This is a genomic window from Allochromatium palmeri (genome assembly GCF_009720725.1).
In the GTDB taxonomy this organism is placed as follows: domain Bacteria; phylum Pseudomonadota; class Gammaproteobacteria; order Chromatiales; family Chromatiaceae; genus Thermochromatium; species Thermochromatium palmeri.
This window is the reverse complement of sequence record NZ_WNKT01000066.1, coordinates 1-11196: the sequence shown is the minus strand read 5'-3', so window position 1 is coordinate 11196 and position 11196 is coordinate 1. Positions and strand designations below refer to the sequence as shown.

The following is an 11196-nucleotide window of genomic DNA, read 5'->3' as shown; positions in this document are numbered from 1 at the left end:
AGAGGACTTGTCTACTCCAACTGTATGTGAGCGAACGATTTTTGCCAGCTGGTAAGATACTTTGTCCAAAGTCCAAAACACCTCCAACCAGGAAAGATAGGCGCCGATCAGAAAGATCCCTCCACCGAGCACCGCTGTCCAAATGGGCACATCGGCCTTGACGACCGGCTCATCGGAAAACGGCAGAACGGTCACCAACCCGTTGATAAGCCAAACCAAGCTGCCGACGGTAAAGACGGCCGCGACCCACCAGGAAAGTGATCGCCACTGGACTGCCATCAAGCGATAGGGTGCCCGAGCAACCTTGGCCCCATCGGCCGTCTTCAGTGGGTGCGAACGGCGTTTCCGATGGTTACGCGCGTACCAATGCAGCTCGATCCCTTCTTCCGCATGACGAAAGACATGCTGAAACGAGCGCGCCTCAGCCGTGTCGAAGCGGCGCAGTTCACGCACTGGGGGGACAACGCTTGTCGCGGAACAATCGCTAACGGATGTTTGGTTGGCTGTTTGAATCATGATTCTTCGGACCAGAGCGCTATGCCAAGTAAAGTCGGCGCCGCTCAGTCCAAACGTCAGGACAGCCGACACACACTGTCTCGTTAAGTCAGCGATCCGAGTCTGACTGGTGATGGTCAGGACTCGTCGTCCTTCTCCAGGCACTATGTCAACGGGTGGCCTTGATCGGCGTCACCTTAATTCGTCAGTTCGGTCGAGACTGGATCCGGCTGACGCTCCAGCGGCTTGCCCTTCAGGATCAGCTCGACCTCGCGCGCATGACCGGCCAGATGCACCGTCAGCGTCTCCAGGTCTTCATCAGGCAGGGTTGGCAACACCGAACCGGCACGCAGCCAGTCGGCCAGCCGCTCAGCGTTCTCCAGAATCCGGTCATAGGCTTCGGCGGCCTTCTTGTCAGCGGTGCGCAAACGTTCCACTCCCCGGCGGTCACGGACGATGTATTCGATCTCGATCATGGTACTGGACCCATGGTAGCCTCTGTCGTTTGGGATGGGGAGTATAACGATCTGACGGAAGGGCGGTCCCGTGTTCTCACGCCGCGGCCTTGTGTCGTTGTCGCCGCTGGACGACTGAGCGCCGGCCTTCCCCAGCGAACGGCAACAGCGTTGCTAAAGAGCTGACTTGACCGCATTGTCAGGTTTCATCCGATCAACCGCGATTCAACCTGGTTTCAATCCATGCAAAACTTCACCTTTCACAACCCGACCCGTATCCTGTTTGGCCAGGGATGTATCGCGGACATGGCCCCTGAGATTCCTGCCGGTGCGCGCGTGCTCATCACCTACGGCGGTGGCAGCGTGGTCAGGACCGGTACCCTGGATGAAGTGCGCCGGGCGCTGGCCGGTTTCACGCTGTTGGAGTTCGGCGGCATCGAGCCGAATCCGACCTATGAAACCCTGATGCGGGCGGTCACGCTCGCGCGTGACGAGCACATTGACTTCCTGCTGGCCGTTGGGGGCGGCTCCGTCATCGACGGCACCAAGTTCATCGCCGCCGCCGTGCCCTTCGCCGGTGAACCCTGGGACATCCTGGCCCGACAAGCTCCAGTGACGACGGCCTTGCCCTTGGGATCGGTTCTGACGCTGCCGGCGACCGGCTCGGAGATGAACGCCGGCTCAGTCATCACCCGCCAGTCCACCCAGGACAAGCTGTTTTTCATCAGTCCATTGGTCTTTCCGCGCTTCTCGGTCCTTGACCCGACCAAGACCTACACCCTACCGCCGCGTCATGTGGCCAATGGCGTCGTCGACGCCTTCGTCCATGTCATGGAGCAATATCTGACCTACCCGGTGGACGCCAAGGTCCAGGATCGCTTTGCCGAAGGCTTGCTAATGACGCTCATTGAGGAGGGACCGCGCGCCCTGGCCGAACCCGAGAATTACGCGGTGCGCGCCAATCTCATGTGGACGGCAACCCTGGCCCTGAATGGCCTGATCGGCGTCGGCGTACCGCAAGACTGGTCGACCCACATGCTCGGCCACGAAATCACGGCGTTGCACGGACTCGACCATGCCCAGACACTCGCCATCGTCCTCCCGGCCATGCTCCAGGTACGCCGCCTCGCCAAGCGCGACAAGCTACTGCAATACGCGGCGCGCGTCTGGGGACTGACCGAGGGCGACGCCGATCAACGGATCGAGGCGGCTATCGCGCGAACCTGTGACTTCTTCGAGTCCCTGCAGGTGCCGACGCGCCTATCGAGCTACGGCATTGGCGGCGAGGCCATCACGCCCCTGGTCGCCCATCTCGAACGCCATGGCATGACCGCACTCGGTGAGCGGCAGGACGTCGGGTTGGAATGTGCGCGTCAGGTCTATGAACAGGCGCTGTGAGCAGATTTAAGGGGGAGATACGTTGGCGCGGTCCCGTTGCCACGGCCAGCGTCCCTCCAGCTCAACCTGTAGCGCCATGCTCAGGAAGGTCCGAATTAGCACGATCAGGCCCAGCAGGATGTCGCGCCCCAGATCCTGCCGCAGTCGGCGGAAGTGTCCCCGTCGCCAATGCGGGCACACCTGACAGCCTAGCTCGCTGGCGTCTGATCCAGCACGCGCGGCTTGCATTCGTGCCGCTCCAGGCGCTAGCGTGGCCGCCCTTTCAGCCTCAAATCATGAGTCCAACGCCATGCCCTCCAGCTTCACCCTGCTCCCGTTCATGCTCCCCGCTCTGGCCGGCGCCGCCGAACTCCAGGTCGGCGACACGGCTCCCGCGTTGTCGCTAAACGATCAGCACGGCAAACCCCGGACGATGCTGAGCGCACGCCGGTTCCTGCTTTTCTCGGCAGACAAAGATGGCTCGAATCTGGCTGATGAGGTCTTGGAAGGTCAGACGGGCGAGACACTGGAACGCGCCGGCCTGTGCTATGTAGCCGACATCAGCGGGATGCCGGCGATGGTGACGAAGATGTTCGCCATGCCGAAGTTGCGTAAGCGCCCGTACCCGGTGCTCCTGGGGCGGACGCCGGAAGACACGATAACCCTGCCACGCCAGGCGGGCCAGGTCACGTTGATGGAACTCAACAGTGGGAGTGTGGCTGCCATCGAGTTCCTGGACGATGCGCTATCGGCGCGTGCCCGTCTCGGACTCTCAGCTTAACGCGCGGGTTGGCGATAGGCCCAGGGTCGCTGGTGGTCGTTCTCCAGCCATCGCGCGGCCGAGCTTCATGGGACAAAACCTGTTACTGCGCCCTGCTGTTTAGCGTGCGCCTGGTGATCGAGGCCTCGACGCCCAAGCCAACGCCAAAAAATGGTGCGGCTGGTGCCCAGAGACATCTACGATCCGCACGATTTCCCATGTCTGTCCAGGTTGCCGAAGACCATGAACAGCGATCTCAATCAGGCCCGCTGCGACTTCCTGAACGACCTGCGCTACAAACGGAGCGCGGCCGAGAGCAGCCGCGCGAGCTACCGCTGGGCCAAGCGACAGCACTGGACCACAGTTAAACCTTTCTACCGTGTCGAACTCCCCAAGCGCCCGTGCCGGCTGCCGGTGTGGCTGGAGCGTGAGGAACAGGCGCGGCTGAACACCGCAACCGCCATGCCCGAAGCATTCACGCCAAACGTGTGTGGCAATGCCCGTGTGCGCGTGGTGCGCGACTATCTGAAGGGACTCATCGAGCAGGCCGGGATCGACAAGCCCATCACACCGCACAAGCTCCGGCACACCTACGCCACCCGGCTCCTTGAGTCCGGGGCCGAGCTGGTCGACATCCAGGCGCTGCTGGGCCATGCGAATCTGGCGACCACCCAGATCTACACCCATGTCAGCGATGAACGCATGGCGGCGGTGGTGGCCAAGCTATGATGCGCTGGATCCACCCCGAGAAGCCGCGTTACTACAGCGTAGCCCTGGTCTGCGACCTGTTCGACGACTGGACCTTGCTCCAGTGCTGGGGAGGAATCGGCTCACAGCTGGGCAGACAGCGGATCGCCTGTCCGGTCGGCAGCGAGTTTCCAGATCAGGGTGACGATGGCGTTGCCGACCAACAGCACGACGCCGATGAGATGGAGTGTTTTCAGGCTAGCGTAGAGCATGGCGGCGAGTCCGTGTGGCAATCAGGAGACTGGGCGCCCATATCCTCGCTCAGAACTCAAGAGACCGGATACCGACTGGAGACCACCATGTCTGCGATACGACTCGATACCGATGCCCTGACGACCGCCCTCGCCGACCTCAACGCCTTGGGCCAAGGCGGCTGGTCGCTTACTGACGGCGCGCTGTGCAAGACCTTCGCTTTCTCCGACTTCGTGCGCGCCTTCGGCTTCATGACCCAGGTGGCCCTGATCGCCGAGTCTATGAACCATCATCCCGATTGGAGCAACGTCTACGGACAGGTGCGCGTTGCACTGAGCACGCATGAAGCCGGCGGGATCACCGAGCGCGATATCGCACTCGCGCGGCAGATGGAGCGGTTGGCGATGACTGCTGAAACGCACGCCACTCAGTAACCGTAGACCTCGGCCAGACCTTCCAACTCCTTCGCGCGCTCGGCCGTTTCCCGCAGCACGCAGTCGGCGGACATCACACGATGGAGCGTCCCGCCTTCGGGATCATGGTAGAAATCACAGTTCGCATCGCGATACTGAATCCACAGCCGCTGCGCCGCCTTGAGCGATTGTTTGCGTTCAGCCGACAGCTGAGACCGCAGCTTCTGATACGCGCCGTTGAGCCGCGCATCCTGCGTGTTCAGCTCTTCCCCGATGCAGTCCAGCATCTCGACGGTCACACCGCCCGCCTGCTCCATGCAGCTTGAGAAGCGTGACGTGTAGAGCTCATCGTTGGCGTGCGTGATCGTGCAGACGCCGAGCAGGACGGCGGATAGGGCGAATCTGCGCATGGGACAGGTCTCCGATGTGGCGTTACGGCAAAACATTCTCAATGAGCTTCAATTCCATCGCCTGCTCGGGATCGAGCCAACGGATACCCTCGCTGGGCATGGTCGCCGCCAGGGCCACCACCTCCGCGTCGACCCCCATGCTCTGGAAGTAGCGGATGTAGTTGCCGACCAGGCGCTGACCATCCTCCAGGCTGCCGCCGCCACCGGACGCATAGGATTGATGCAGACCGATGCGCGCTCCGTCGATGGCCAGCCGATCCACGCCGCCGGCCAGCGCGAAGGTGCAGGCACTGGCACAGACCTCACCGGCGATCGTATCGAGGTTGTGGCTGCGCAGATAGTAGCCGACCATCTGCGCTTCCGAGACCAGCCCACCGACGCTGTTGAGTCCGAGTGCCGCCGCCTCGGTCTCCTCCAGGGCCGCGATGAGGCGTTGCCCATCCCCCGCCTCGAACTCGCCCGAGAACATGACGATTACCGTACCGTTCTCCAGGTCGATGCGCTGGAGCTTGTCGGGCTGTGAAGGCTTGGAGGGCGCAAGCGCCTGCTCAGACGCGAGACGGCTGTTGCTCGGTTGCAGCGTCGTACCCTGGAGCATGAGGAGACAGTTGCTATAGGCGTTGTTGAACGCCAAGGTGGTGCCCGTGAGGCCAACGCTCAGATTTCCTTGATCGGTCCGCACGCGCAGGATCTGACCGCGCTTGAGATCATAGAGTGCTTTATCTGAAAGTGGGAAACCGATCAGCGGTGTGCCGTCACCGGCATCGACCGCCTCGACGTCGAGTGTGTTGTATTGGCTCTGGTCGATGATGAAGGACATCGACGTGATCCGATCATTGCCGATGAGACCGAAGTAGGCGGTATCGCAGTCGTCGTCGGTCGGGAAGGCGATCGCAATGGCCAGTCCATTATCGAAGAAGGTCTTGGCGACGTTCCCTTCCCACTGCCATTGTCCACGTCCACCCTGATAGGTTGGGGGATCGAACTGGGCTATGGCTGCAAACGCGGCTGAGATCAGGATCAGACCCAGCAGAGACAGAGTGATGGGATGGCGGTGCATCGCGAGCATGTCTGGAGCCTCCAAGCGGATCATGCGTAAGAACCACGCCCGGATAACGTCCGACTATGGGCGGGAGCTGGATTGGAGAATACACGCGAAGCCGCGATTCTGTCCGAGAACCCGGTCACGATCCAGGTTCCGCTGAGGCACGAGCGGGTACGCGAAGTTATGCGCTACGCCGGGCCGCGCATGCCGCTACGCCACCCTTGGCTCGCCTTGCTCCATATGCTCGATAAGCTCAGACAGGTACCGCGCCTGGAGCGGTTTCGCTCCAGGACCAAACGCAGGGAGACGGCGGATTCTGGAGCACGCGCGGAAAAACGCTCGAAGCCTTGAACCTAAATCCTACATTCCGTGCGCTCCGACACTCCGCGCCGGGACGATGACCCGCTGAAAACGCCGTGGCTTCGTCGAAAAAGAATAGCTCAGAGTAGCTGTTGGGGCTGAAGATCACGACGTCTGCCTTGATACTTCCGTTGGCATATAACCCAAGCCTTGTGCTTCCAGGGCGCGATGATCTGTCGCTTGCGAATCGTGCAGGATGCCGCGATTGCCCATCCAGGCTCCCAGAGCCTCCACAGCCATCAGATTTCCCCAAGGATCGACACGATTCTGGAGTGGCATAAAATCTCCTTCATCCGTTGTGGGCGGCACCCGCCGCTGAACCTCAGTTCCACCCATATACTTAGGCCATGCTCAGCTCAGTCCTGTTCCTCGCGGACATCCAGATGGAAATAGCCGGCCCGAGGGCCAAGGGCGGTAGCAACAGACTGAACCAGCACCTCATCAAGATCGGTGAGATAGACATAGGCACCATGCTCGACGAAGGCGGACGCGATGGCGGCCCCAATGCCACGGGCCGCTCCAGTCACCAAGGCGGTCTTACCATCCAGTCGCTTCAACGGGCGATCCCCCATTCAGAGTTTGGCCTCAAGGCTATTCGTGTCTGTGTTGCGAAGAATTGGAATATCAATCGTGCCCCACCGCCCCCTCGGCCAGTTCCATGATCGGCTGCTCGACGTTGCCCGCATAGAAGACGATCAGATCGACCGGCTCGGTGCCCGAGTTGTAGCCGAAGTGCAGCTCGCCCACCAGTTCGACCAGCGCCTCACCGGCTTTCAGGTGCAGGATCTCGCCGGCCTTGGACTCGACGGTCAGCTCACCCGAAAGCAGCACGCCCGCGTTGATGACCGGATGCAGATGGAGCGGCAGCCGGGCACCCGGCTCGATGCGAAAGCGCAGAATGGTGATCTCGGGCTGTTGCGGACGATAGGCCGGGAGCTGATGCCCGTTCCAGCTCTGGCTGGAGCGCATCAGTCGTTGGACCTCAACACCGGGAATCGTGGTTTGATCGGCCGCCACGGGAGCGGCGACCAACCCGCCGAGTAGGCTGAAGAGCAGGCAAGCGCGGACGTGTCTCGAACACCGGGGTGGTAGTTGGCTCATGGCGGTCCTCAATGCCGGCGATGTTGGGCGCATCTTACTCCAGATGGCTGAGTCTGGAGCACCGAGCCATCGGGCGCTCGTGGCGGCCTTCTGCTGATGGGCCAGAATCCATTCGATGGCCTCGGCCATGATCGCCAGCCGTGCCGGAGCTGTCCCAGTTAGTCCCCGCTGATAGTCGAAGCCGTGGAACATCGCATCCACGACCTCAATGTTCAACGATCTCGGCGGATGGACCGCACGGCTCATCAGAGAAGACCGCACGGCCCTTGGCATCCTGACAGCGGTAGAGAAGCGCGTCGGCGAAGGCGTCGAGCGCGAGTAGGGTCAGCGGGGCGATGAGCACAAAACGGCGCATGATGGGGTGTTCCTCCTGGAGAGCGACTCCAGGCGGAAGGATGCCCGCACTCCGTCAGCGATAGCAAGACCGGAAGGGGCGATGACGGCAGGGGTCGACCATTGGCGGGTATTCAGGCTGGATATCTGGAAGTCACCTCTTGCGATTGAGTGGGGCGGTTGGAGACGGACAGAGAGCGTCGCCAGTGGGCGATGCCGTCTTCCGTCGTGGACCATTTCACGCCGCCGCTGTGTCGCAAGTGGGTCAGGAAGTGACAAGCTGTGTGGTTTTCGATCAGGCGGACAGTCCGTGTCGCCCGCCTCACCCGCCGCGCGGCTCAAGCACTCGGCTGATACTTCTCCAGCCAGTGTGCATAGGGTGCCGGCAAGACCCAGGACGCCTTGTCTTCATTCAGCGCCAAGGCCGCCTGATAGGGCCAGTGCGGGTTGGCCAGATGCGCGCGTCCGACCATCACCAAATCCATCTGTTGTTGCTCGATAACACGATTGCAGGTCGCGGGCGCATCAATGCCCCAGGCCGAAGCGACCGGCAGCTCGGCTTCCCGGCGGACGCGCTCGGCGATGGGAGCCAGAAACGCTGGTCCCCATGGAATCTGGGCGGTAGGCGTGGAAAAACCCACGCTGACGCTCAGCAGATCCAGACCGCCACGACGCCAGTCGCGCACGAGTTCAATCGATTCGGCCAGCGTCTCTTCATCGCGTCCGTCAAACTCGATAACGCCAAAGCGGGCCGTCAGCGGCAGGTGTTCCGGCCAGACCTCGCGCACGGCCGCCAGGGTTTCACGCAGAAAACGGCCGCGTCCGGCGGCGTCGCCACCGTAGTCGTCGGTACGCTGATTGGAGTGGACGGAGAAGAAGCTTTGTCCCAAATAGCCGTGGGCAAAGTGCAGTTCGAGCCACTCGAATCCGGCCTCGCGGGCGCGGTTGGCGGCGGCTACGAAGTCGCCGCGAACGCGGGCGATCCCCTCTTGGCTCATCGCTCTGGGCACGCGCGGCAGATTGGCGCCGAAGGCGATGGCTGAGGGTGCCATCGGTGTCCAGCCACGTGGATCGCCTTCGGGGATATGGTCGTCGCCGTCCCACGGGCGATTGGCGCTGGCTTTGCGTCCGGCATGGCCGATCTGGATCCCTGGAACCGCGCCACTGGCCTTGATCGTGGCGGCGATGCGCGCCAAGCCTTCAGCCTGTTTCTCGTTCCAAAGTCCGAGACACGCCGGGGTGATGCGCCCCTCCGGGGCCACAGCGGTGGCCTCGACGATCACCAGTCCGGCTCCGCCGCGCGCCAGGCTTGCATAATGGACTTGATGCCAGTCGTTGGTGAGGCCGTTCTCGGCACTGTATTGGCACATCGGCGGGACAGCGATGCGGTTACGCAGCGTGATGTCCTTGAGCTTGAAGCTGGAGAAGAGAGCGGACATGGTGAGTTCCTGCTGAGAAAGGCGACCATTCGACCGAAAGGCGGCATGTTGCCATGTTCCACGAATTCCGTCTCTACGGCAGGCTTCCAAATCCAAGGATTCCCGGCCTCCCCTCATGCCTCGTTAGCGCACGAGACAGCGCCGATAGAGATGGGGCATAGCGCCGATGGTACGGGGCCAGACACCGTGGAACAGCCACTCAACCGATGGGTTCCGTCCAAGGTATCCAGCCGTGCTCGATAGGCCATCCTGGGTCGCCCGACCACTGTCCATCGGGTATGATCGGGGACGAAAAGACACACGTCACGGCACTTGGAGGAGCAGTGGATGGCTCGCCGACCTCAGACCCTGCCGGAGTCCGCATCCGGCCCCGAACACGCCTCTGCACAGTCGACGGGCGAGGATCCGCCCACGTTGCTGGCGGAGTCGTCCGAACGCGGCAAATCCTCAATGCAGAGCACGCTGGAGCGTCTTCAGGCGCTCAGCGCCGAACGCGCCAAGGCCCGTGAGGCCGAGAAGACAGCCAAGATCCTCCAGATGCCGATGCCGGTCTGGCCCGAGAGTGTGCGCGGGGTGCCAAACGTGGCCTTGCGATCGGCGCTGTTTGGCGCGATCAAGCGTGGTCCAAGGCGCTACATGGATCGCGAACTCGTCACCAGCCTCGAAGGCTATGAGGTTCGCTACACCGGCCCGAGACTGGACCAATCCGATCTCGATGTGTGGGAAGCGCTGTTACATCTGGCGCGTCGTCAGGCACTCGGCAATCGCATCGAAGCCAGCGAACGTCAGCTGCTGAAAGAAGCAGGCCGCAGTTACGGCAAGAGCGGACGCGAATGGCTCAAGAGCGTGGCCGCACGTCTCTCGGCCACGACCGTCGAGATCCAGCACGACCATCAAAACTACGGCGGCTCGTTGGTCGATGAGTTCTACCGCGACGATATCGCCGGCTGCTATGTCATCGAACTCAATCCACGCCTGCAACTGCTGTTCGCGCATGAGGACTGGACACAGGTCGAATGGGAGCAACGCCAGAAGCTCAAGCGACAGCCGCTGGCTCAGTGGCTACACGGATTCTATTCCACACATGCGCGACCTTTCCCACTCAAGGTCAAGACGCTCCATCAGCTTTCAGGCAGCGAGGCCAAGCAGCTGTACCACTTTCGAGCCGAATTGCGCGATGCCTTGGCCTGCTTGGAGGAGGCAACCGGCTGGACCCATGAGATCGATACCAACGATCTGGTGCATGTCGGCAAGATTCCGACCCCGAGTCAGGCACGCTATCTGAGCAAGCCAAAGCAACCCAAAAAATAGCCGTGTCAGAGGCGGGGCATAGCACCGATGGCGGCGCATGGGATAGAGCTCATCAGGTGGGGCATAGCGCCGATGGTCGCTCGCCTAACCCCCGGTCTTGATCTTGCGTTTCCGCATCGAGGGAACGGCGCGATGCCTCCTCGTCTATTCGGTCGTTCCAGCCGCTCCCACGCTCCAACCCCCAAGATTCCCAGCCTCAACCGCGTTTCCATAACCAAGCGTCTACCGACGGCATAGCACCGATGGAGGTGGGGCATAGCACCGATGGAGGTGGGGCATAGCACCGATGGAGGTGGGGCATAGCACCGATGGAGCTATCCTGAAAAATGGAGCTAATTATTTGAAATTAAATAACTTTTTTCGATGCGCAAAATCGCCTAATCTTCTTTTAATCCTCTCCTAATCTATTGGGCGCCCCCACATGCCTTAACACGGGACAGCACCGACCGAGCGAACGTTGAACATCGTGGAACGCAAACCGCATCAAGCGGATGCCAGCTGGTGTAGCGAATCGGGGCATAGCACCGATGGTTGCCTCCCCAAACAGGCGGCCAACCGAGATCGCAACACGGGATAGAACCCATGGCGGCACGGGATAGCACCGATGGTGGTAAGGGATGAAACCCGGTCGGTACGGGACAACACCCACCGGATAGGTGTAGCGACCAGCCCTTTTAAGGGGACTTCAAGTTTTTGTAAAATATAGTCATTTTAAACTTGACACGCGGTCGTTGTTAGACATGTTTGATGGCATCCTG

The 11196-nt window shown here is 61.5% G+C and carries 16 protein-coding genes; 6 read left to right on the top strand and 10 right to left on the bottom strand.

Annotated elements, in window-relative coordinates; genetic code table 11:
* The coding region (locus GJ668_RS18515) for a hypothetical protein (protein WP_222930819.1) at positions 1-453 on the bottom strand (453 nt) is incomplete at its 3' end.
* Between the two features lie 239 nt (positions 454-692).
* Positions 693-971 (bottom strand): YebG family protein, encoded by a 279-nt coding sequence (locus GJ668_RS18510; protein WP_155451587.1) that lies wholly within the window; start codon positions 969-971, stop codon positions 693-695.
* A gap of 222 nt (positions 972-1193) precedes the next feature.
* Between GJ668_RS18510 and yqhD the strand changes: the two genes are divergently transcribed.
* From yqhD to GJ668_RS18490, 3 genes are all read left to right on the top strand, one after another.
* The gene (gene yqhD / locus GJ668_RS18505; protein ID WP_155451586.1) at positions 1194-2348 is read left to right on the top strand and encodes an alcohol dehydrogenase; all 1155 of its coding nucleotides are present in this window, start codon (positions 1194-1196) and stop codon (positions 2346-2348) included.
* A 289-nt stretch (positions 2349-2637) separates the two neighbouring features.
* Complete coding sequence (locus tag GJ668_RS18495) at positions 2638-3108, top strand: hypothetical protein (protein WP_155451585.1); 471 nt, start codon at positions 2638-2640, stop codon at positions 3106-3108.
* A gap of 222 nt (positions 3109-3330) precedes the next feature.
* Positions 3331-3816: a tyrosine-type recombinase/integrase gene (locus tag GJ668_RS18490; protein ID WP_246194995.1), complete on the top strand. Its 486-nt coding sequence runs from the start codon at positions 3331-3333 to the stop codon at positions 3814-3816.
* Positions 3817-3917: 101 nt separating this feature from the next.
* Here the strand turns inward: GJ668_RS18490 and GJ668_RS18485 are convergent, their stop codons facing one another.
* Positions 3918-4046, bottom strand: a complete 129-nt coding sequence (locus tag GJ668_RS18485) for a DUF2269 family protein (protein ID WP_246194994.1) — start codon at positions 4044-4046, stop codon at positions 3918-3920.
* An 87-nt stretch (positions 4047-4133) separates the two neighbouring features.
* Between GJ668_RS18485 and GJ668_RS18480 the strand changes: the two genes are divergently transcribed.
* A complete protein-coding gene (locus GJ668_RS18480) occupies positions 4134-4460 on the top strand; it encodes a 4a-hydroxytetrahydrobiopterin dehydratase (RefSeq protein WP_155451583.1) in 327 nt (108 codons plus the stop codon).
* Here GJ668_RS18480 and GJ668_RS18475 read toward each other — a convergent pair.
* Together GJ668_RS18475 and GJ668_RS18470 are read right to left on the bottom strand one after the other, a co-directional pair.
* Complete coding sequence (locus GJ668_RS18475; protein ID WP_155451582.1) at positions 4454-4849, bottom strand: lysozyme inhibitor LprI family protein; 396 nt, start codon at positions 4847-4849, stop codon at positions 4454-4456. The genes GJ668_RS18480 and GJ668_RS18475 overlap by 7 nt on opposite strands.
* Before the next feature lie 22 nt (positions 4850-4871).
* Complete coding sequence (locus GJ668_RS18470; protein WP_155451581.1) at positions 4872-5918, bottom strand: COG3904 family protein; 1047 nt, start codon at positions 5916-5918, stop codon at positions 4872-4874.
* Between the two features lie 72 nt (positions 5919-5990).
* Here GJ668_RS18470 and GJ668_RS21025 point away from each other — a divergent pair, with 72 nt between their 5' ends.
* A complete protein-coding gene (locus GJ668_RS21025) occupies positions 5991-6245 on the top strand; it encodes a nitrous oxide-stimulated promoter family protein (RefSeq protein WP_281350266.1) in 255 nt (84 codons plus the stop codon).
* A 114-nt stretch (positions 6246-6359) separates the two neighbouring features.
* Here GJ668_RS21025 and GJ668_RS18460 read toward each other — a convergent pair whose 3' ends face one another.
* The 5 genes from GJ668_RS18460 to GJ668_RS18440 all read right to left on the bottom strand — a co-directional run bounded on the left by GJ668_RS18460 (position 6360) and on the right by GJ668_RS18440 (position 9127).
* Positions 6360-6533: a hypothetical protein gene (locus GJ668_RS18460; RefSeq protein ID WP_155451580.1), complete on the bottom strand. Its 174-nt coding sequence runs from the start codon at positions 6531-6533 to the stop codon at positions 6360-6362.
* A gap of 77 nt (positions 6534-6610) precedes the next feature.
* Entirely contained in the window at positions 6611-6811 is a 201-nt protein-coding gene (locus tag GJ668_RS20765; protein WP_281350265.1) for an SDR family NAD(P)-dependent oxidoreductase, read from the bottom strand.
* A 67-nt stretch (positions 6812-6878) separates the two neighbouring features.
* Positions 6879-7571 (bottom strand): cupin domain-containing protein, encoded by a 693-nt coding sequence (locus GJ668_RS18450; RefSeq protein ID WP_246194992.1) that lies wholly within the window; start codon positions 7569-7571, stop codon positions 6879-6881.
* Positions 7561-7710, bottom strand: a complete 150-nt coding sequence (locus GJ668_RS18445; RefSeq protein WP_246194991.1) for a DUF4124 domain-containing protein — start codon at positions 7708-7710, stop codon at positions 7561-7563. Before GJ668_RS18445 ends, GJ668_RS18450 begins: the two co-directional genes overlap by 11 nt.
* Positions 7711-8026: 316 nt before the next feature.
* Positions 8027-9127, bottom strand: coding sequence for an NADH:flavin oxidoreductase/NADH oxidase (locus tag GJ668_RS18440; RefSeq protein ID WP_155451579.1), 1101 nt, complete (start codon positions 9125-9127; stop codon positions 8027-8029).
* A 327-nt stretch (positions 9128-9454) separates the two neighbouring features.
* Between GJ668_RS18440 and trfA the strand changes: the two genes are divergently transcribed.
* Entirely contained in the window at positions 9455-10438 is a 984-nt protein-coding gene (gene trfA / locus GJ668_RS18435) for a plasmid replication initiator TrfA (protein WP_246194990.1), read from the top strand.
* Positions 10439-11196: the final 758 nt, after the last annotated feature.